Genomic DNA, 21,089 nt, shown 5'->3' on the forward strand with positions numbered 1-21,089 from the left:
AATAATCAGTCTTGCGGTGTTGCCCCGGAACCTTGTCAAGTCGTTAGCCTATTGTTAGAGCTATCAGAACCAGCTACAAGGAGCGACTATGGCTTTTTTCCGTAAGGTCAGGCTCGCCGCGTTGTCGAAGAACCAGTCTCAAGATGACAAGCCGACACCTGCCGAGCACCACCGCGTTCCGGCCAAGGACGCCAAACTAGAATTCACTGTCACCAGCTTGTGGACCGACTTGCTAGGCCGACTGGGCATCCGCAGCGCGCAGCTATTGATCGTTGGCGCTCTGGCAACATTCCTCATCATCGGCATGCTCCGCTTGACCATGATCGTGATCCCGACATTGCTGGCCGTCATCATTTCCTGCGCGCTATGGCCACTTGTCGTCAAACTGCGCAAAATCGTTTCACCGATGCTGGCAGCATGGATCGTATTCCTCGGTTCGCTCTTGATCCTAGGAGGCATCGGCACCGGCCTGGTCTTCTCGGTCATCAGGGAATGGCCAAAGCTCGTTGACCAAGCTGTCGAGGGTTTCAACCAGCTCAATGAAATGGTCCAGGGCTTCATCGGCACGATGCCGTTCAACATCGACCAGAGCCAGATCGATAGCGTCGTTGAAACAATCACCGGATTCTTGACCAGTTCCCAGTTTGGCACCGGTGCATTGAACACGCTGAGCGCCGCCGGCAGCTTCGTCACTGGCTTGATCCTGCTTCTGGTGATCCTGTTCTTCTTCCTGAAGGACGGAGACAAGATCTGGGCCTTTGCCGTGTCGTGGACTCCACGCCACTACCGCAACAAGTGGATTCTCTCCGGCGATCGGGCCCTGCGCACCTTCGGCGGCTACATCCGCGGTACTGCCACCGTGGCCGCGGTAGATGCCTTGGGCATCACCGCAACATTGCTGATCGTGCAGGTGCCTTTGGCCATCCCGCTGGGTGTCATCGTCTTCCTCGGATCCTTCGTCCCGATGGTCGGTGCTACGGTTGCCGGAATCCTGGCCACGCTGATCGCCTTGGTGACCAACGGTCCAGTGATTGCGCTAATCGTGCTTGCCGCGGTGATCTTGGTGAATCAGCTGGAGGGCAACTTCCTCCAGCCGGTCGTCATGGCCAATGCCCTGAGCCTGCATGCGCTGGTCGTCTTGATGGCGCTGACCGCTGGCACCGTCCTGGCTGGCATCGTTGGCGCCGTCCTGGCGGTGCCACTGGTTGCGGCAGCGTGGGCGGTGATCAAGGTGTGGACCGGGCGCGACAAGTCCGATGCGGTGGCTGAAGCCAGTGAAGACATCAAGTCCGAAGTTGAAATCAGCGAAGAGGACGCGGCTATCGAAAAGCTCGAAGCCAAGGAGAAGCACAGGGAACAGCACATGGAATCCCCTCAGGATTCTGCGTAATTGTCGCCAGTGGGAGCGCTCCTGCATTGCAGGGGCGCCCCTTTCTTACGCCACTTAATGCTGTCGTTCGAATTATTTCCAAATAATTCTCAAGGAGTTCATGCGCCCTCCCAGCCCTGAATTTCCAGGGTTTTCACGCTGCGAGCAGAGCGTGGATGGCTAATCCCGCGTTGCCGTGCGTGTTGTTTCTGTGTTTAATGTGACTGAAGTGATGGAAGTGGAGCGACGCGGGATGCGCAAGCACCTTGAGAAGTTTTGCAGCATGTCTTCGTTTTCCCCAACAGGGAGAATCCCGCGCCATGCTTCGCCCGCAATCAATGCGCTAACGCGTACTGAAGACTGGGAGGTATCCACGTGCTGGAATCCAGCAATGACGGAGCAGATAAGTATTTTTCGCTGACCGTCGGCCCAATCGCCGACCGCCATCAGGTGGTCAGGATCGGTGCCGCGGAGCAGCTGCCACTGGACTCGGCCGCGCAGGCGTCCGGAAGTTCGGTACAGCAACCGTCCGCGCTCGCCCAGGACAGTTTGGATGACTGGTTCTAGGTTCCGCTTTCAGGTATCAAAAATCCCGGCAGCCCATGGCTGCCGGGATTTTTGCGTATCAGCTTACTTGCCGAACCAGATGCCGATCTCGCGCTCTGCGGACTCAACGGAGTCCGAGCCGTGGACCAGGTTCTGCTGGACCTTCAGGCCCCAGTCGCGGCCGAAGTCGCCACGAATGGTGCCTGGGGCTGCGGTGGTCGGGTCGGTGGTGCCGGCCAGCGAACGGAAGCCTGCAATGACGCTCTGGCCTTCAGCCACGATCGCCACCACTGGACCGGAGAGCATGAACTCCACCAGCGGCTCGTAGAACGGCTTGCCTTCGTGCTCTGCATAGTGCTCGGCGAGCAGCTCTCGAGTAGCTTCCAGCTGCTGCAGCTTGGCAATGGTGTAGCCCTTGGCTTCAATGCGGGCAAGGATCTGTCCGGTCAGGCCGCGCTTGACGCCATCTGGCTTGACCAGGATCAGGGTACGTTCAGTCATGTGACTACCTCTTCGTATCGTTGATGTACTTCTTGGAATCTTAGGCTTGCTCGGGGTTGGCTTTTTCCCAGGCTTCCTGGGCGGCGGCACGGCGCTTGTTTTCCACGTCGATTTCCTCGCCCTTGGACAGCGCAAACCACCAGCACAGGGCGAACGCCGCGGCCAGGTAGAACATGTCCACCAGGATGAAGCCGCTCAGGAAGAACACTACCTGCAGGATCCAGCCGATGATGTAGCCGATCTTCTTGCCCAGCAGGGCGCAGTTGAAGATGCACAGCAGCGCCACGGCAGCGCCGAGGCTGAGCACCACTGCGGGTTCGCCGCGCTTGAGCCCGAAGGCCGCGAGGGTGACGAACACCGCCAGCAGCGCCTCGCAGACCAGCACGGTGGATGCGAACATCATCTTCGTGGAACGCTGCTTCTTCTTCATCCCAGGTCGCCACTCGCGCTGGGCACGGGTGAGTTTGGCCATTAGGGCTTGCCTCCCTTGAGCAATAGTGAAATCTCGCCCACCAGTGTAATCGAACCGGTGACCAGCACTCCGCCGGACAGGTCGTTGCCTGCCTCCGCGCGGCCAACGGACCACTCGATGGCGTCTTCCAGGTTTTCGGTGACGTGGATGTCAGCTTCCGGCCAGCCGGCATCGATGGCCAGGGTGGACAGCTCGCCGGCGGGAATTGCTCGCGGCGAGGAGGACTGGGTGATGCAGATGTCCTCGACCATGTCCCCGTATTCCTCGCGCAGGGTGTAGAGCATCGCCTCGGCGTCCTTCTCCTGCAGGATGCCGACCATCAGGACCAGACGCGTGAAGCCGAAGGATTCCTTGATCGCTTCCGCGGTGACGCGGATGCCGTCCGGGTTGTGCCCGGCATCCACCAGGATGCTCGGGGCCGCACGCAGCAGTTCCAGCCGGCCCGGGCTCGTCGCCGCGGCGAAGCCGTCGCGGACCAGGTCGGCGTTCAGCTCGCGCTGTCCGCCGCCGAGGAATGCCTCCACCGCGGCCAAGGCCACGGTGGCGTTCTGCGCCTGGTGGGCGCCGAACAGCGGCAGGAAGATCTCGTCGTAGCGGGCAGCCTGGCCCTGGATGGACAGCAGCTGCCCGCCCACGCCATGCTGGCGATCCAGCAGCTTGAAGTCCAGGGTGTCGAAGGCCGCCGGCACGTCGAGCTCCCGGGCACGGGCCAGCAGCACGTCGGCCGCGTCCACCGGCTGCACCGAGGAGACCAGGTAGCCTCCGGGCTTGAGGATGCCGACCTTTTCCTCGGCGATCTCCCCCGGGGTATCCCCGAGCAGGTCGGTGTGGTCCAGCGAGATCGGGGTGATCACCGAAACATCGGCATCGGCCACGTTGGTGGCATCGGTGATGCCGCCCAGGCCCACTTCGAGCACCACCACATCCACCGGGACCTCGGCGAAGACCGCGAAGGCGAGGATGGTGACAGCCTCGAAGTAGGTCAGCTTGTTTTCCCCGCGCTCGACGAGCTCGGCGTCCACGATCTCAAGGAACGGGCTGATCTCATCCCATACGCGCACGAAGGTCTCGTCATCCACCGGCGCACCGTCAATCGCGATGCGCTCGGTGACCGAAATCAGGTGCGGCGAGGAGTAGCGGCCGGTGCGCAGATCGTGCGCCATCAGCAGCGATTCGATCATGCGTGCGGTCGAGGTCTTGCCGTTGGTGCCGGTGATGTGGATGACCGGGCAGGCCTTGTTGGGCTCGCCGAGGATCTCCATGGCCCGGAACATCGGAGCCATGCGCGGCTCCATCTTGTTCTCCGGGGCCCGGGACAGCAATTGCGCGTAGACGCGGTCCAGTTCGCTCACTAGTTGGCCTCGACTTTGCCGGAATCCAGCTTGGCCACGGCAACCTGCTCGCCCTGGGCCGAATCGTCGGCGACGAGCTCCAGCTGCGCGCTCAGGGTTTCGCCGGCCACCAGCTCGCGGTTGGCTTCCAGCGCCGCGATGGTGGCCGCGCTGGCGGTGATCACGGTGCGGATGCGGTCCGAAACCTGCAGGTCCGCGTCCTTGCGGGCGGACTGGATGGAGCGGATCATGTCGCGGGCGGTGCCCTCGGCGGCCAGCGCCTCGGTGACCTCGGTATCCAGCACCAGGAAGCCGCCATCGATGACCGCCGCGGCGATCTCGCCGGCCGCATCCACCACGGTGTCCAGGGTGTATTCGCCCTCGGCCAGTTCCAGGCCGCCGGCGGTGACAACACCGTTGGCGACGGACCAGTCACCGGACTTGGCGCCCTTGATCGCCTGCTGCACGTTCTTGCCCAGGCGCGGGCCGGCGGCACGGGCGTTGACCACCAGCTGCTGGCTGATGCCGTAGCTGGCAGCGTCCACGCCCTCGGCGTCGATCAGGGTCACTGCCTTCAGGTTCAGCTCGTCCTTGATGATCGATGCGTAGGTGCCCTCCAGGCGGGCGGCATCGGTGAGCACGACCTTCAGCTCGGCCAGTGGCAGGCGCACGCGCAGGTTCTTTGCCTTGCGCAGCGAGGAGCCCACCGAGCAGATCTTGCGGGTGGTTTCCATGGTTTCCAGCAACGCGGCGTCGGTCGGGAACTGCTCGGCATCCGGCCAGTCGGCCAGGTGCACCGAGCGCTGCCCGGTCAGCCCGCGGAAGATCTCTTCGCTGGCCAGCGGCAGCAGCGAAGCGGTGACCTTCACCAGGGTTTCCAGCGCGGTGTAGAGGGTGTCGAAGGCCTGGGTGTCCTCGTCGAAGAAGCGCTGGCGCGAGCGGCGCACGTACCAGTTGGTCAGCGTGTCCATGTAGTGGCGCACCGCCTCGGTGGCATCGGAAACCTCGTAGGAATCCAGTGCCTCGGTGACCTCGCGCACCAGCTGTCCGGTGGCGGCCAGCATGTACGCATCCAGCGGGTCGGTGGAAGCGGTGGTGAACTTGGCCTCGTAGCCGGCCCCGTTGTTGGCGGAGTTGGTGTACAGGTTGAAGAAGTGCCAGACGTTCCACAGCGGCAGCAGCACCTGGCGCACGCCATCGCGGATGCCCTGCTCGGTGACCACCAGATTGCCGCCGCGCAGGATCGGGCTAGCCATCAGGAACCAGCGCATCGCATCCGAGCCGTCGCGGTCCAGGACCTCGGTGACATCCGGGTAGTTGCGCAGAGACTTGGACATCTTCTGCCCGTCCGAGCCGAGCACGATGCCGTGGGAGATCACGTTGGTGTAGGCCGGGCGGTCGAACAGCGCGGTGGACAGCACGTGCATGGTGTAGAACCAGCCACGGGTCTGGCCGATGTACTCGACGATGAAGTCCGCCGGGTGGTGGCCGGAATCGAACCATTCCTGGTTGTCGAACGGGTAGTGCACCTGGGCGTAGGGCATCGAGCCGGAGTCGAACCAGACGTCGAGCACGTCTTCCACGCGGGTCAGCGTGCCGCCTTCGGCACAGCCTTCGTGGGCGCGGGTCAGCTCGTCGATGAACGGGCGATGCAGATCCGGCTGGCCTTCGTGGTTCACCGGCAGGCGGCCGAAGAAGTCCTTCAGCTCGGCCAGCGACCCGAAGACCTCGCGGTGGGTGCACTCGGCGCCCGAGCATTCCCAGACCGGGATCGGCGAACCCCAGTAGCGGTTGCGCGAGATCGACCAGTCGCGGGCGTTTTCCAGCCACTTGCCGAACTGGCCGTGCTTCACGTTGCCCGGGATCCAGTTGATCTGCTCGTTCAGCTCGACCATGCGGTCCTTGAACTTGGAAACCTCGACGTACCACGAGGAGATCGCGCGGTAGATCAGCGGGGTGCGGCAGCGCCAGCAATGCGGGTAGGAGTGCTCGTAGGAAGCCTGCTTGACCAGCTTGGCCTCGTCCTTGAGCACATTGGTGATGGTCTTGTTCGCATCGAAGACCTGCACGCCGACGATGTCGGCCAGCGGCCCGCCGGCGAAGACCGGCAGGAACTTGGCGCCCTCGTCCACCGAGAGGATCACCGGGATGCCGTGCTCTTCGCAGACCTTCTGGTCATCCTCGCCGTAGGCCGGAGCCTGGTGCACGATGCCGGTGCCGTCGGCCACGGTGACATAGTCGGCGGTGAGAATCTGCCAGGCGTTTTCGGTGCCGTACTTCTCGGTGTCGGTGTAGGTGTCCCACAGCGGGGCGTAGCGCACGCCGGCCAGGTCGGCGCCGGTGTAGCTGGCGGTGACCGCGGCGGCGGCTTCCTTGGCGTCCTTGTAGCCCAGGTCCTTGGCATAGGAGCCGAGCAGGTCGCGGGCCAGCAGGAATGGGCCGGCGGCGGCAGAGGCCTTCACGCCAGCTTCGCCGGCTGGGAGAACGACGTACTCGATGTCCGGGTGCACGGCCAGCGCCTCGTTGGTCGGCAGGGTCCACGGGGTGGTGGTCCAGGCCAGGGCCTGCACGCCGGCCAGGGCCTTGGAGGCCTCGGTTTCGCCGGCAAGGATGGTGAAGCCGACGGTAACGGTCTGGTCCTGGCGGTTCTTGTAGACGTCGTCGTCCATGCGCAGCTCGTGGTTGGACAGCGGCGTCTCGTCCTTCCAGCAATACGGGAGCACACGGAAGCCCTGGTAGGTCAGCCCCTTGTCGGACAGCTGCTTGAAGGCCCAGATGACCGATTCCATGAACTCGACGTTCAGGGTCTTGTAGTCGTTTTCGAAGTCGACCCAGCGAGCCTGGCGGTTCACGTACTCTTTCCACTCATCGGCGTACTTCATCACCGAGGTGCGGCAGGCGTCGTTGAACTTGTCGATGCCCATGGCTTCGATCTGCTTCTTGTCGGTCATGCCCAGCTGCTTCATGGCTTCCAGCTCGGCTGGCAGGCCGTGGGTGTCCCAGCCGAAGCGGCGCTCGACGCGCTTGCCGCGCTGGGTCTGGTAGCGAGCGACGAGGTCCTTGACATAGCCGGTGAGCAGGTGGCCGTAGTGCGGCAGGCCGTTGGCGAAGGGAGGGCCATCGTAGAAGACGAACTCTTCGCCTTCGCGCTGGTCGATGGAGGCCTGGAACGTGTTGTCGTTCTTCCAGTATTCGAGGACGCGCTTCTCAAGTTCTGGGAATCGCGGTGAAGCCGGGGTCGAACCGGTTGGGTCTGTAGTGACCTTCGGGTAGAAGCTCATCGAATGGGCCGTCCTTCAAGCGTAGGGTCGATAAATCCTTGCCTACGAGGACGGCGATAATGCCGCGGTACCACCCCGCTTATCCCCCACCTAAATCGCGGAGAACCACTTATCATCAGCTGTGACGGGCTGGTCCCGTTCGGTTCTACTTGGCAAACCCGAGGTTCGCGGTTCTTCCGAAGACTCACCGGTGATAGCCGGATCGAAGTCGCAGTCCTTATATCGTACCGCGTGATGCGCGTGGTGAAAATTCCCAGATCACCCAAGATGGCAATGAGTTCAGGCTCACAGCCTTGTGGCCCAAGCACCGAGGAAAGGGGCTGATGCAGGGGAATCTCCGTTGCCTGCATTTTCAGGCTAGCGCGTTGAGGGGGCCTTGCCGCAAGGCCCCACCCATGGCCCATAATCGATACCTTCCCCACGAGAACCATCCAGACCAGGGAGCCTGCGTGCCTGCTGCAACTTCAAACACCAGCTACTTCGATTCCATCCACGAACATGCCACACCCGAACTCGCGAAAGACATCGCGCAGGACCAGCAACGGCTGGACTAGATCGCCGCGCGCATCAAGCAGCTCCGCTCCGAAGCGGTTGAGCGCATCGCTGCACGCGGCAAGGACCGGGCCGGCACCCTCCAGCAATCCCTGCAGCGCGATGTCGAGCTCAACGAACTGGCTAAGCGCCTGCGCCAGCTGGACCTCATGGGACCATACGCCTGCCTGGGGTACATGCAATTCGCCCAGACCGGCGAGCGCCTCTACATCGGACGAGCCGGCTTGAGCGATGCCCAAGGCAAGCAGCTGATGGTGGACTGGCGCACCCCGGCGGCCGAACCATTCTTCGCTGCCACGCATGAAGAGAGCTACGGGCTGTCGATGCGTCGCCGCTACCGCTGGCGCCGGCAGCGCATTTCCGACTACTGGGACGAAGTATTCGATTCCTCCCAGCTGCAATCCCATACCCGCCTGGATGACCACTCATCTTTTCTCGCGTCACTTGGCAGCAAGCGCACACCGAAAATGCGGGACGTGCTCTCGACGATCCAGTCCGATCAGGACGCGATCATCCGCAGCAGCTCGCGCGGCGCACTGGTGGTTGACGGCGGGCCAGGCACCGGCAAGACGGTCGTCGCCCTGCACCGCGCCGCGTACTTGCTCTACGCGGATCAGCGCCTGCGCAGCCAAGGAGGCAAGGTGCTGGTCGTGAGTCCGCATGAAGCCTACTCCTCCTATGTCTCTGATATCCTGCCGAATTTGGGAGAGGATGATGTTCTCATTTCCACTCTTTCGAACATAGTTTCGATAGGGCAAGATCTCCCTGCCGAACAAGATCCCGAAGTCCAGCGCATTAAATCCAGTGCCGCCATGCTGAGTGCGCTGAAGAAAGCAGTCGAGGTCTTTGAAGAGCCGCCCGCCACCGAGGTGGTGCTCGATATCGGTGAATTCCAAGCCACGGCCACTGCGCAACTATGGCGCGACGCGGTGGGCATGATCGACTCCGAGACCCCGCACAACGAAGCGCGCATCCAATTGCGCGAAGCTCTGGTTGACCTGCTGCTCCCCCAGCTAGCAGGCAGCAATGCCGCTGAACCGCAACTTCGCGCCGATGCGGCACGAAGTTCTGCACTCGGAGCGCTGCTCAATGAATACTGGCCCATCCTGGATCCGCTGAATCTCCTGAAGGCTTTGTATTCGACGCCCGCATTGCTTCGGTACAGCGGCTCGGAACTCACTGACGACCAGATCGAGAAGTTGCTGTCCGCCCCACGTCCAGTCGCATGTACGACATCAGATATTCCGTTGATCGATTATTCCCGCTATCTGATCGGAGACCAGGACAGCGAGACCAGCCATCGTGACGAGCAGTCTCGAATCCATGCAGAGCGAAACCGATGGACGAACGTCATAGACGATCTGATGGCCTCGGCTGATGACAAGGAAGACCTGGCATCTCAGCTCATGCACCACGATCTCCAGGAGCGTCTGCTCAGCCATAGCTTGGAGACCCCGTTGGCGAAGGAAAGTTTCGACGGGCCCTTCTCGCATGTCGTCGTCGATGAAGCCCAGGACCTGACCGATGCCCAATGGGCAATGATCCAACGCCGTTGCCCGTCGGGCAGCCTGACGATTGTCGGCGACAGGGCCCAGGCCGTTGACGGTTTCAGCACGTCATGGGAACAGCGGCTAGCAAGCATTGGCATTCACGACATCTCCATCTCCCGGTTGCGGGTCAACTACCGCAGCACCGCACAGATCATGGAAGCCGCAGCAGCGCAGATCCTGCCGGAGATGCCTGAGGCCAACGTACCGCAATCGCTGCGAGCAAACGGTGCACCGGTACGCTACGCCCATCCTTCACACCTCAAGAAGATTCTCGACCAATGGCTGGCCGAAAATAATGAAGGCACCGCTGCGGTGATTGGGCTTCCGGGTTTCCCCGCCTCCGAACGAGTCAGCGTGCTGACTCCTGAACACGCCAAGGGACTGGAATTCGATCTGGTGCTCGTCTGCCAACCTGAGAACTTCGGCCAGACCCGGCGCGGCGCAGTACGCCGGTACGTGGCCATGACCCGAGCGACAGCTCAATTGGTCATATTGGCCGAGCAATGACCATCGGGCAGCCTTTAGTAGGCTGGCTTCCATGAGCACTGCCGAACCGCAACGGTTGGAAACCCGGAATCAACAGCACGCCTTCGCCTCACCAAGCGTGCTGCGTTGGGGCCAGCATCTGGTCACGGCGATTCTCCTTGCCATTGCGCTGCTGCGACAGCTAGCAACTCAGGATGCCGCGTTGCCTGCCATCCTCGTCTCAGTGCTTTTCGCTGGCTGGTACAGCGCAGGCTTCATTGCCCATTCCAAGGCTGGCGCCTTCGCGGTGCGCGCATGGTGGCTGGCGCTCCTGCTCGGGATCTGGGTAGCAAGCCTTTTCGTTTCGGCCGAATTCATGTGGCTCGCCTTCAGTCTGTGGCTGCTCTTGGGCCACCAGCTGCCGTTCCTACCCTCAATCTTGTGGTCGGTGGTCGTCTACGCCTTTACGCTGCTTGCTCCGTATCTGCACCATGGGCGACTGAGCATTGCGGCCATAGCCGGTCCATTAGTCGGCGGCTTGTTCGCTTGGGGCATTTCCCGCGGTTACCTGCAGATGGAACGCGATGCCCAAGTGCGCACTTCGCTCGTGAATTCCCTGGTCCGCGCCCAGCATGAAATGGCCGACCTCCAAGAGGAACTTGCGAGGTCGCAGCACGAGGCGGGCATCGCCACGGAACGCACGCGCCTGGCCCGCGAAATCCATGACACTGTCGCACAGCAGCTGTCCTCCATCGGCCTGCATGCCAAGGCGGCAGAGGCCTCCAAGGAACCGGACGCAGCCGAGAAAGCACTGGTTCGCATTGATGAGCTTTCCGGACAGGCGCTGACCGATTTGCGCCGCATTATCGCCGCGCTCGCACCCGCTGAACTGGATTCGCAGGCACTGGCCGGCGCATTGAACCGGATACTGGAGAATTTCGAAGCTGATTCGAACGTCGGCACCCGGCTGGACATCGAGCCGGGTTTGCCCGCCCTGGAGCCCAGCGTGCAGATTGCCTTGCTGCGCACCGCGCAGTCGGCGCTCTCTAACGTCCTTCGCCATGCCCACGCTTCAATCGTTGCTATCAGCTTGAGCAGCAGTGGCGACGAAGTCCGCCTGGATATCGTGGATGACGGTGTTGGGTTCACGCCGAATTCCGGTCCCGCGCAAACCAGCACCGAGGCTGGCGGGTTCGGCCTGAAAGCCATGAACCAGCGGCTGCGGGAGCTCGGCGGCGGACTGGACATCGAAAGCTCCCCAGGCGAAGGCACAGCACTGTGCGCGCATCTTCCGATCAACGTCGCAAAGGACAAATCGTGATCCGCATCCTCTTAGTCGATGACCATCCCATCGTTCGCACCGGGTTGCGGGCGCTTTTTGAGAACTTCGGAGACATCGCAGTGATCGGCGAGGCCTCCAGCGGCGAGGAAGCGCTAGCGTTCGTCAAGGACAACCCGGTTGATGTCGTGCTGTGCGATCTGCGCCTCGGTGCCGGGATGAACGGCGCGCAGACCACGGTAGCCATCCGCAAGCTATCCAAGCCTCCCCACGTGTTGATCCTGACCACGTTCGACAAGGACTCGGAAATCTTGGCCTGCATCGAAGCCGGAGCCGCCGGCTATCTGCTCAAGGACGTCAGTGCGCAAACCATCGTGGATTCCATTCGCCAAGCCGCAGCCGGCCACATGGTGCTGGCCCCGGAGATGGCCCAGCGGGTTGTCGAGGGCATGCGGCGGCCGAAGATCGAGCTGACGGCACGCGAGAACGACGTGCTGGTCCAACTGGCTACCGGTGCCGGAAACAAGCAGATCGCCAAGGCATTGTTCGTGTCTGAGGCAACGGTGAAGACCCATCTGGTGCATATCTTCGACAAGCTTCAAGCATCCAGCCGCACAGATGCCATCAACAAGGCGACAGAGCACGGTTTGCTCTAAGTTCTTCCGGCATTCGGAAGACCCGCCGGTAACCGCCTCAACCTTTCGGTTGAACTTTTATTCGCCCTTTTCCACGATGGATTGACCTGCAAAAAATCATTAACTGGAACTATGAAAGTTCCAGTTATTTCCCGGGTCGGCGATTCGCTGACCAGCCGGCGCGGCGCTCGCCTGTGGGCCGTCGGCATCGTCGCAGCAATTCTCGTCCTCTTTGGCGCGCTGAGCAGCGTCCAGGCTCCGGCCCGGTCTGCGAGCTCGCTGGTTGGCGATTCGGATTCAACCAAGGTCGCCCAGCTCATCGATGCGAACTCCAACGAGTCCGAAACCACGGCCCTGCTGGTGGCCAGCCGTGGCGACGGCAACACGCTCAGCGACAACGACCGCGCAATGATTGATCGCCAGGCAGAGGCCTTGGGTCACGCAGCGAACGTCACCGCTGGCCGCACCATGGCCAGCGAGGATCAGCAGGCAGCCATGGTTCCGCTCTCCTGGAATACCGTGTCCGATGCGGCCGACCGGGAAACGCTCAAGTCGATTCGAAGCTGGATCCAGGATCATCCATCAGCAGATTTGCAGCTTCAGGTCACCGGGCCTACCGCCTTTGCAGTTGATGTCACCAATGCATTTGCCGGTGCCGACTTCACCCTCTTGGCAGTCACGGTGGCAATCGTGGCTGTCTTGCTGATCTTGACCTACCGATCGCCGGTGCTCTGGCTGATCCCGTTGGCGGTCGTTGCCATCGCCGACCGCAGCGCCTCTCTGGTGGCCAACCTGCTGGGCAATGCCTTCGACCTGCACTTCGATTCCGGCGTGCTCAGCGTCCTGGTCTTCGGCGCAGGCACCAACTACGCCCTGCTGCTGATCTCCAGGTACCGCGATGAGTTGCATAAGCATGCTGATCACCGCCAGGCGCTGGCCAAAGCCTGGGCATCCAGCTTCGAGGCCATTCTCACTTCAAACCTGACCGTGGTCCTGGCTCTGCTCACCCTGGGCCTGGCAGTCATGGACGATACGCGCGGATTGGGTATCGTTTGCGCCGTTGGCTTGCTGATCGCGGCGATCTTCGCGCTGTTCCTCTTACCCCCGCTCCTGGCCATGTGCGGCCGCAACGCCTTCTGGCCATTGATTCCCCATCCAGGACAGGAAGCCAAGACGGAGAATTTCTTCGGCCGTGCAGCTCGCTCCGTGATGAACCGTCCGGGACTGAACCTCACCGCGATGGCACTATTGCTTCTGGTGCTTGCCGGAGCACTCACCGGTACGCGTATTGGCCTGGATCAAACCCAGCAATTCCGAACCGCAACCGAATCCTCCAGCGCCATGGACCTGCTGGCAGAGCATTTCCCCGCCGGGGAAACCCAACCGGTCACCGTCTTGGCGCAGGGTTCAGGGACTTGCCCATTGCGAGATGAATTCGCTCGCCTTGAGAACGTGAAACGCGTCGGCGAGGCAAGCCAGCTTGGCACTACCGCGTGGCAGGAGTTCTCGGTGATTCCCGACGTTGATCCCAACTCGGCGAAGGCCCAGGATCTTGTGCAGCAGCTGCGTGATGTCGCAGCCCGTGGAGGCGACGGCCAGGTGCTGATTGGCGGACAGAGCGCAGAACAACTGGATTCACATCAAATGCACCTGCGAGACCTCTACGTGATTGCGCCGCTGATCATGATGATCTGCTTCGTGATGCTCGGCTGGCTCACCCGTTCATGGCGCACTGCCCTGGCTCTGGGAGTGGTGAACCTGCTCAGTGCTGCAGCTGCTGTCGGATTGGGTTCGCTGGTTTCCTCAGTCGTCTTCGAGGCTGACGCGCTGGATGTCCGAGTGCCGCTGTTGGCCTTCGTCTTCCTGGTAGCGCTCGGCGTGGACTACACGATCTTCCTGACCCAGCGCGTGCGCCAGGATGCACAGGCGCTGGAACTGCATGAAGCAGTTGCCCTGGCAGCAAGCCGCACCGGATCAGTCATCACCAGTGCCGGGCTCGTGCTCGCCGGAGTATTCGCCGCCCTGGCGACCTTGCCTCTGACCGTCCTGGGCCAGCTCGGCCTGATCGTCGGACTCGGCGTCCTGCTGGACACATTCGTTGTTCGGACCTTGCTGCTGCCCGCGCTGTTCGCGGTCCTGGGTTCGGCCAAGCGCCCGGTCTTCGGCCACGTTTCCTCCCCTGCGGAAGCATCTGCAGAACCAACCACTCAGAAAGAAAGCAACATCAATGCGTAAGCTCGTCAATTTCTCCTTCACCTACATGATCCTCGGAGTCGCCTCTGGTCTCTTCTACCGGGAATTCACCAAGATGAACGGTTTCCCGGAGGGAGCGTGGACCCAGCTATCGGTAGTCCATACCCATCTGCTCGTCCTCGGCTTCATCATCCTGCTGCTGGTGCTCCTGCTGGAGAAGGCCTTCGTCCTGAGCCAGCATCGCAAGCTCTTCGCATGGTTCATGGGAACCTACAACGCGGGTGTGCTCCTCACTGCGGGCATGCAGCTCACCCACGGCATCATGACCGTGCTGGGCATCGAGTCCTCCAAGATGGTCTCCGGCATCGCGGGCCTTGGACACATGTCGATCACTGCAGGCATGATCCTGCTGTTCATCATGCTCCGCCGCAGTGTCGGCGCCGGTGATCAACAGAAGGCCCCACGGAAGCGGGCAGTCGAGGGCTAGGCAATCGGCCCGTCGTCGATTTGCCGTTCCCGGCTGGCCGGTGAACTGGCTGGCTGGGCGGGCCTGAGCATCGCGCCGTAGCCCTGGCAGCAGCGTTGCTCATGGCAGCTGATACTTATTCGGCCGGTAGCAAGCCGAAGAAGTTGCGGGCTGAAAACACCAATGGGCAGGGTCCCTCAGCAGATTTGCCGAGGGACCCTGCCCATTGCGTGCTAGAGCCCGGGGTGAAACTTACAGGCTCTCAACCAATTTTTTTGCCGAAGAGAATTCCATCATCGCTTCGCGCTCAACAACCTTGATGCGGTCGCGGGTGATCTCGCCGAAACGGGTCGAAACGGTGCCGGCCGCAGCACCCAGCTCCTTCTCGTGGGCATCCAGGTTCTTCCAGCCCTCCCAGTTGGAGAAGTTCACGCCGCGGCTTTCCAGCAGCTCGGCGATCTTCTGGGAAGAATCCGGCTGTGCCAGCTTGGTGAGATCTTCAAGCAGGTGGGTGATCGTCTCCAAGGCGTCGCCCTTGGTGTGGCCAATCAGGCCGATAGGGCCGCGCTTGATCCAGCCGGTGGCGTACAGGCCAGGAACGTGATTGCCCGAAGCATCCAGCACACGGCCTTCGGCGTTTGGCAGCACGCCCTTGGCACCGTCGTATTCAATGTCATTGACCGCTGAGCCGAAGTAGCCGACTGCACGGTAGATGGCCTGCAGCGGGTACTCGATGAATTCACCGGTACCGCGTGCGCCACCATTGCCGTCAAGCTCGTTGCGCTCGACCTTCAGACCGGAAACCTTGCCATCCTCACCCAGAACCTCGACCGGGGACTGCAGGAAGTGCAGGTGCAGGCGACGCGAGGCGCTTGGAGCTTCTTCGCGTTCTTCCTGCTCGATCAGCCAGTTGGTCAGCGTGGAGACCATGGTCTTGGTCTGGTTATTGGTCTTCATGGCTTCGTCCGAGGCCTTGTCGAATTCGAAGTCCTCCGGGTACAGCACGATGTCCACGTCCTTGGAGTGCGAGAGTTCGCGCAGTTCCAGCGGGGTGAACTTGACCTGTGCCGGACCGCGGCGGCCGAAGACGTGCACGTCGGTGACGGCCGAGTCGTTCAGCTGCTCGTAGATGTGCTCCGGGATTTCGGTTTCCAGCAGCTGGTCAGCGTGCTTTGAGAGAATGCGGGCGACGTCCAAGGCGACGTTGCCGTTGCCGATGACGGCAACTTCCTTGGCCGAGAGGTCCCAGTTCTTGTCGGCATCCGGGTGCGCGTCGTACCAGGAAACGAAGTCGGCGCCGCCGAAGGAGCCGTCAAGATCGATCCCCGGAATATTCAGGTCGGCGTCCTTCTGGGCGCCGGTCGAGATGATCACTGCATCGTAGCGGGTGCGCAGGTCCTCCAGCGAGATGTCCCGACCCAGGCCGACGTTGCCGTAGAAGTCGATCCAGTCGTTGTCGAGCACCTTGTGCAGGGCATTGATGATGCCCTTGATGCGTGGGTGGTCAGGCGAAACGCCGTAGCGGATCAATCCGAAGGGAGTCGGCAGCTCGTCGAAGAGGTCAACGTGCAGCTTAAGTTCGCCGGAGGCGACTGGCTGGCTCTTGTTCAGCAGGTCGGCGGCGTAGATGCCAGCTGGACCGGCACCAACGATGGCAACACGCAGCGCCCGGGAAGTGAGGTGCTCAGGGACGGTAATTTCACTCATCAAACAACTTCTCTTTCTTAGTCAACGAATGAGGCCGGCGCGGTGGCTTCGGCATTCGCTAGCGGCAGGAGGTCTACCAGTTGGTCGGAGGCTTCCGGGGCTAGCCGAACGACGTCACCTATAACGATAACGGCCGGATTCGCCACTGCGGCCTTGCGGGCGCGCTTTACAATCCCTTCTAGCGTACCGATAGTTGTGCGCTGCGTCTGTGAGTAACCTCGCTCAACTATCGCAATTGGGGTACTTGACGGTAAACCACGGGTAAGCAATGTCTCAACAATTTGCGGCAAATTCGATACTCCCATCAGCACCGCCAAGGTGTGATCGGACCGGATCGGCACATCAGCAAGTTCCCCGTGCCCGCTGACCACGGTGAACCCGGCAGCAATGCCCCGATGGGTGACGGGAATGCCGGCAGCCATGGGCACCGAGACGGCACTGGTAATGCCTGGAATCACGCGTACAGGAATGCCATATTCCGCGGCGTAGAGCATTTCCTCGCCGCCGCGGCCCAGCACGAACGGATCGCCGCCCTTCAGGCGGGCCACCCGCTTGCCTTCCAAAGCGTATTTGACCAGTAATTCATTGGTTTCATCCTGGGTTTTGACGTGGCATCCAGGCGACTTGCCCACATCGATAACCAGCACGTCCTCAGGCAGCTCGGCCAGCAGCGCGGTGGGGCCCAGCTTGTCGGCCAGGACGACGTCTGCGGCCATCAAGGCCTTGTATCCGGCGACGGTGATCAGCTCGGGATCCCCCGGCCCACCGCCAATCAGTGTGATGCGGCCATCAGCCATTGTTCTCTCCAGTCCGGGTCATTCCTCGATCGGCCATCAGCTTGCGTTCGATCGGGGCGAAGAATAGAAGTTCGATAAGTACGCCAACCAGCAAGATGGTCAATATGACCAACATCACCAGCGGCAGATCGGCGAGGTCCCGGCCTCGCTGGAGCAGCGAGCCTACGCCCAAGGCCAGCGAGCCGCCGACAGCAATCAGTTCGGCCGCCATCAAGGAGCGCCAGGCGAAAGCCCAGCCTTGGCGCAGGCCGGCCACGTAACCGGGCAAAGCCGCGGGCAGTTCGATGTACAGGATGTGCTCGCGCCGGGAGGCGCCGAGCACCTTGGACAGCGCCTTGTACTGTGTCGGGATCATGTCGATTCCCGAGAGCAGGCCGTTGATGATCGACGGGATCGCGCCCAGGAGCAGAACGGTATAAATCGTCGCGTCGGAGAGCCCGAAGAGGATGATCGCCGCTGGCACCCAGGCAATGGACGGCAGGACCTGCATGGCGGAAACCAGTGGTCCGACCCCTTGGCGCAAGAGCGGCTGGTGGGCCAGCAAGAGCGCCAGCGGAGTCGCAATCAGCACCGCGATCGCGAATCCGCTCACGGCGCGGAACAGCGAGGTGCCTACGGCCTGGACCAGTGAACCGTCGGCCAGCAGCTGAGGCAGCCTGCCGGCCACGGCGACCGGTCCGGGGAACAGGTCTTCGCGCAAGGGGCTGGCCCACGAGGCAATTTGCCACAGGCTGAGCAGCACCAGGACGGTAAGAATCGGAGCGACGACGGCATCAAGCTTGCTGCGGGTGCGCTTCTTCGCCTGTGCCGGCGTTGCGGCCTTAGCCGGCGCTTGGGTCAGTGAGCTCATGCTTTCGCTGCTCCTTTCGCAGTATCGCGGTCAGTTCGTTGGCCAGTGCGGCTGATTGCGCCGGATCGTTGCGCAGGTGATCGGTGATCTGACGGGTTTCCAGGATCCTGCCGGGGTGCGAGGAAAGCACCAGGATCCTGCCGGCAAGCCGGATCGCCTCGCGGACGTTGTGGGTGACGAAGATGATCGTCTTGCCGGTTTGCTCCCACAGGGCGCGCAGCTGCTCATGGAGCATGTCCCGGGTGATCGCGTCCAACGCGGCAAAAGGCTCATCCATCAGCAAGACTTGGCGGTCCTGCGCCAGAGCCCTGGCCAAGGCGACTCGCTGCCGCATGCCGCCGGAGAGCTCATGAGGCTTCTTCCCGATGGCGTGCCCCAGCTGAACCAGCTGCAGCAGTTCGGTGGTGCGCGCGGTCCGCTGGGCCGCCGGATAGCCGGCGAGCTTGAGCGCCAAATCCACGTTCTGCCCGGCGGTCAGCCACGGAAGCAGATTGGAATCCTGGAACATGAATGCCGCCCCGTCGTGCGGGACTTCCAACCAGCCGGAGCTTGGGGCCAGCAGCCCGGCGATCATGTTCAGCAACGATGACTTCCCGCATCCCGAGGCACCCAGCACCGCGATGAATTCGCCGTCGTCGATCTCAGTACTCAGCCGGTCGATCACCAGCCCGGTGCCCGGATAGCTCAGCGAGACTTCATTGATCAATACGCCCATCAGTGCTCCTGCGTTGCAAGGAAACGGGTGTCCACCAAGCCGTCAACCGAACCGGTCTGCCCGATGCCAACCTGCGCCGCATGGTCGATCAGCGTCTGGTAGGTATCGGCCAGCGGGTCCTCGTCGAAGGAAACTTCTTCCAGTGCAGCGGCAATGACCGTCTCATCGAAGGAGCTGCCGTTCGCTGCGGCCAGGGCCTCCTGGACTGCCGCGGCCTTGTGCTGCTGATCTGCCGAGTTCAGCCATCCAATGGCTTCGGAGTTCGCGGCCACGAGCTTTTCCACGGTTCGCGGATGCTCGGTGAGGTAGTCCTGGGAGACGACCAGAACGGTCGTAGGGAATTTCCCGTTCTCCCACAACGTGGATTCGTCCACTAATCGATGACCCCCGTAGTTCTCCACCAGCAAGGAGGCGTAGGGCTCGGGAACCCACGCCCCGTCAATGGCGCCCCGCCCGAACAGCTGGGTGAGGGTGGCATTGGAGCTGGGCGTCACCGTGGCTTGCTGATCCAGCCCGTGCTCGGCCAGATAATGGCGCAGCGCCACGTCTTGGGTTCCGCCGAATTGCGGGGTGGCCAGCTCGGTGCCAGCCAATTCGCCGGGCTCGGAAATATCCGGGGACACGACCAGGCTTGCACCGCCGGATGAGGCGCCGGCGACGATTTTCAGGGACGTTCCCCCGCTGGCCAGGTAGCTGTTCAGCGCCGGGCTGGGGCCCAGGTAGGCCGCATCGATGGCACCGGAGTTCAGGGCCTCGATCGCTGCCGGACCGGCATTGAACAACTGGGTTTCCAGGCTGGTGCCATCAGCCTCAAGCTGGTCTGCAAGCAAGTCCTGGCTGGTGGAAATCAGGGCCGGGGCGTGGGTCAGGTTGGCGAAATAGCCCAGCTTGAGCTCTGCCGCCGGGCCGAGGTCCGCCGCATGCGCCGGGGCCTGGCCTGGTCCGGGCACCACGGTGGTGAGCACCGCCAGCGCGGCAAGTGCAGCAACCCCGGCCAGACCGGCGATCCTCCCGCGGAACCCGGTCGCCGGACTGGCTGCTGCCAGGCGGATTCGTGCCCCGTGGCTGATCCGGGTGCCAGGATCAGGCCGCTGCATGCTCGGCCTCGATGATCCCGGCCGCCAACGTGCGGCCGGTGGCGGGGTCGATCAGCAGGAAGCTGCCGCCGGTGCGCGAGGTGCTGTACTGCTCGATGGCTACCGCGGCCGAGCTGCGCAAGGTGATCCGTCCCAGATCGTTGAGCCCGAGGCTGTCGGCTGGCAGCTGCGAGTAGTCGGCAATATCAATGACGTAGTTGATGTCGGCGAGCTTCGCGGCGGCGATCTTGGTGCCGTGCTTGACCAGCACCCGCTGGCCCTTGCCCAGCTGCACTGGATCCAGCACGCAGATATTTGCCTGGAACTCCCGTTGGGCTTCGGGCAGCTCTCCGGCGACCAGCGTGTCGCCGCGCGCAATGTCCAACTCGTCCTCCAGTTCCACGGCAATCGCGTCGCCGGGCCGCGCCTGGGCGGTGCTGCCGGCCGGCGTGCTGATGGCCTTGATGCGGGTACCCAGCGGTTGACCGTTGGACAGCACCTGCACCTGGTCTCCCACGCTCAGGGGCCCATCCACCAGGGTTCCGGCGTAGCCGCGGTAGTCGCGGAACGCTTCCGGGTCCAGCCCAGGTGCCAGCGCCCCTTGCGGGCGCAGCACGTACTGCACATCCAGGCGGGCGGTGCCCTTCGGCAACGCCGGCTCCAGGTCTTCGAGCAGTCCGAGCAAGGTCGGGCCGGCGTACCAGTCGGCGCTGGCCGAAGGCTCGACGACATTGTCCCCCTGCAGGGCGGAGACCGGGATGACGGTGGTGGCTTGCACACCCAGCTGCTCGGCGAGCGCCAGCACTTCTGCCTCGATCTTGCTGAAGGCCTCCTCGTCCCAGTCGATCAGGTCCATCTTGTTCACCGCAATGACCAGCTGGGGCACCCGCAGCAGCGCGAGCACGCCCAGGTGGCGGCGGGTCTGCTCCAGCACCCCGTGCCGCGCGTCGACCAGCACGATGGCCGCATCGGCGGTGGAGGCGCCGGTGACAGTGTTGCGGGTGTACTGCACGTGCCCGGGGCAATCGGCCAGGATGAAGGAACGCTTGCCGGTGGAGAAGTAGCGGTAGGCCACATCGATGGTGATGCCCTGCTCGCGTTCGGCGCGCAGCCCGTCGGTGACCAGCGCCAGGTCCAGGCTTCCGGCCGCCCCGCCGAAGCCGCGTTCGGCGCTGGTGCGCGCCAGGTCGTCCAGCGAGTCGGCGAGGATGGCCTTGGCGTCGTGGAGCAGGCGGCCGACAAGGGTGGATTTCCCGTCATCCACCGAGCCGGCGGTGGCGATGCGCAAAAGTGTGGTGGTCATC

The 21,089-nt window shown here is 62.6% G+C and carries 17 protein-coding genes; 7 read left to right on the forward strand and 10 right to left on the reverse strand.

The genetic code is table 11. The annotated features are described in order from the left end of the window. Window positions 1-88 precede the first annotated feature (88 nt). The gene (locus F0M17_RS09180) at window positions 89-1,390 is read left to right on the forward strand and encodes an AI-2E family transporter (RefSeq protein ID WP_121866906.1); all 1,302 of its coding nucleotides are present in this window, start codon (window positions 89-91) and stop codon (window positions 1,388-1,390) included. A 354-nt stretch (window positions 1,391-1,744) separates the two neighbouring features. Further along, on the forward strand, window positions 1,745-1,936 hold the full coding sequence (locus F0M17_RS09185) for a hypothetical protein (protein ID WP_038990840.1): 192 nt from the start codon (window positions 1,745-1,747) through the stop codon (window positions 1,934-1,936). Window positions 1,937-1,999: 63 nt separating this feature from the next. On the opposite strand, the gene ndk is transcribed toward F0M17_RS09185, so the two are convergent. The 4 genes from ndk to ileS are packed head-to-tail and all read right to left on the reverse strand — an operon-like array spanning window position 2,000 to window position 7,500. After that, a complete protein-coding gene (gene ndk, locus F0M17_RS09190) occupies window positions 2,000-2,416 on the reverse strand; it encodes a nucleoside-diphosphate kinase (RefSeq protein ID WP_038990838.1) in 417 nt (138 codons plus the stop codon). A gap of 40 nt (window positions 2,417-2,456) precedes the next feature. After that, the gene (locus F0M17_RS09195; RefSeq protein WP_038990837.1) at window positions 2,457-2,888 is read right to left on the reverse strand and encodes a DUF4233 domain-containing protein; all 432 of its coding nucleotides are present in this window, start codon (window positions 2,886-2,888) and stop codon (window positions 2,457-2,459) included. Continuing rightward, on the reverse strand, window positions 2,888-4,183 hold the full coding sequence (locus tag F0M17_RS09200; RefSeq protein WP_371737268.1) for a folylpolyglutamate synthase/dihydrofolate synthase family protein: 1,296 nt from the start codon (window positions 4,181-4,183) through the stop codon (window positions 2,888-2,890). Before F0M17_RS09200 ends, F0M17_RS09195 begins: the two co-directional genes overlap by 1 nt. A gap of 56 nt (window positions 4,184-4,239) precedes the next feature. Beyond that, window positions 4,240-7,500: an isoleucine--tRNA ligase gene (gene ileS, locus F0M17_RS09205; protein WP_073706133.1), complete on the reverse strand. Its 3,261-nt coding sequence runs from the start codon at window positions 7,498-7,500 to the stop codon at window positions 4,240-4,242. A gap of 599 nt (window positions 7,501-8,099) precedes the next feature. Between ileS and helR the strand changes: the two genes are divergently transcribed. From helR to F0M17_RS09235, 5 genes are all read left to right on the forward strand, one after another. Continuing rightward, complete coding sequence (gene helR, locus F0M17_RS09215; protein WP_305794205.1) at window positions 8,100-10,109, forward strand: RNA polymerase recycling motor ATPase HelR; 2,010 nt, start codon at window positions 8,100-8,102, stop codon at window positions 10,107-10,109. Between the two features lie 31 nt (window positions 10,110-10,140). Further along, window positions 10,141-11,388, forward strand: a complete 1,248-nt coding sequence (locus tag F0M17_RS09220) for a sensor histidine kinase (protein WP_073706131.1) — start codon at window positions 10,141-10,143, stop codon at window positions 11,386-11,388. Continuing rightward, window positions 11,382-12,002, forward strand: coding sequence for a response regulator transcription factor (locus tag F0M17_RS09225; protein ID WP_210416721.1), 621 nt, complete (start codon window positions 11,382-11,384; stop codon window positions 12,000-12,002). Before F0M17_RS09220 ends, F0M17_RS09225 begins: the two co-directional genes overlap by 7 nt. A 111-nt stretch (window positions 12,003-12,113) precedes the next feature. After that, window positions 12,114-14,216 (forward strand): MMPL family transporter, encoded by a 2,103-nt coding sequence (locus F0M17_RS09230; protein WP_149596988.1) that lies wholly within the window; start codon window positions 12,114-12,116, stop codon window positions 14,214-14,216. Further along, complete coding sequence (locus tag F0M17_RS09235; RefSeq protein ID WP_038990831.1) at window positions 14,209-14,661, forward strand: DUF2871 domain-containing protein; 453 nt, start codon at window positions 14,209-14,211, stop codon at window positions 14,659-14,661. The genes F0M17_RS09230 and F0M17_RS09235 overlap by 8 nt, the downstream gene beginning before the upstream one ends. Window positions 14,662-14,892: 231 nt before the next feature. Here F0M17_RS09235 and F0M17_RS09240 read toward each other — a convergent pair whose 3' ends face one another. Genes F0M17_RS09240 through F0M17_RS09265 form a run of 6 tightly spaced genes read right to left on the reverse strand, consistent with a single transcriptional unit; the run spans window position 14,893 to window position 21,088 of the window. After that, the gene (locus tag F0M17_RS09240) at window positions 14,893-16,347 is read right to left on the reverse strand and encodes an FAD-dependent oxidoreductase (protein WP_073706128.1); all 1,455 of its coding nucleotides are present in this window, start codon (window positions 16,345-16,347) and stop codon (window positions 14,893-14,895) included. Window positions 16,348-16,364: 17 nt separating this feature from the next. Further along, window positions 16,365-17,144 (reverse strand): uroporphyrinogen-III C-methyltransferase, encoded by a 780-nt coding sequence (cobA, locus tag F0M17_RS09245; protein WP_149596989.1) that lies wholly within the window; start codon window positions 17,142-17,144, stop codon window positions 16,365-16,367. Beyond that, the gene (locus tag F0M17_RS09250; RefSeq protein WP_149596990.1) at window positions 17,137-17,994 is read right to left on the reverse strand and encodes an ABC transporter permease; all 858 of its coding nucleotides are present in this window, start codon (window positions 17,992-17,994) and stop codon (window positions 17,137-17,139) included. The genes cobA and F0M17_RS09250 overlap by 8 nt, the downstream gene beginning before the upstream one ends. After that, entirely contained in the window at window positions 17,966-18,709 is a 744-nt protein-coding gene (locus tag F0M17_RS09255) for an ABC transporter ATP-binding protein (RefSeq protein WP_038990827.1), read from the reverse strand. Before F0M17_RS09255 ends, F0M17_RS09250 begins: the two co-directional genes overlap by 29 nt. Beyond that, the gene (locus F0M17_RS09260) at window positions 18,709-19,806 is read right to left on the reverse strand and encodes an ABC transporter substrate-binding protein (RefSeq protein ID WP_149596991.1); all 1,098 of its coding nucleotides are present in this window, start codon (window positions 19,804-19,806) and stop codon (window positions 18,709-18,711) included. The genes F0M17_RS09255 and F0M17_RS09260 overlap by 1 nt, the downstream gene beginning before the upstream one ends. Continuing rightward, window positions 19,793-21,088 carry a sulfate adenylyltransferase subunit 1 gene (locus tag F0M17_RS09265; RefSeq protein WP_149596992.1) on the reverse strand — a complete coding sequence of 432 codons (1,296 nt, stop codon included), beginning with the start codon at window positions 21,086-21,088 and terminating at the stop codon, window positions 19,793-19,795. Before F0M17_RS09265 ends, F0M17_RS09260 begins: the two co-directional genes overlap by 14 nt. Between the last annotated feature and the right edge of the window lies 1 nt (window position 21,089).

Origin of the sequence: Glutamicibacter sp. ZJUTW, from assembly GCF_008370855.1 — a bacterium.
GTDB classification, from domain to species: Bacteria; Actinomycetota; Actinomycetes; order Actinomycetales; family Micrococcaceae; genus Glutamicibacter; species Glutamicibacter nicotianae.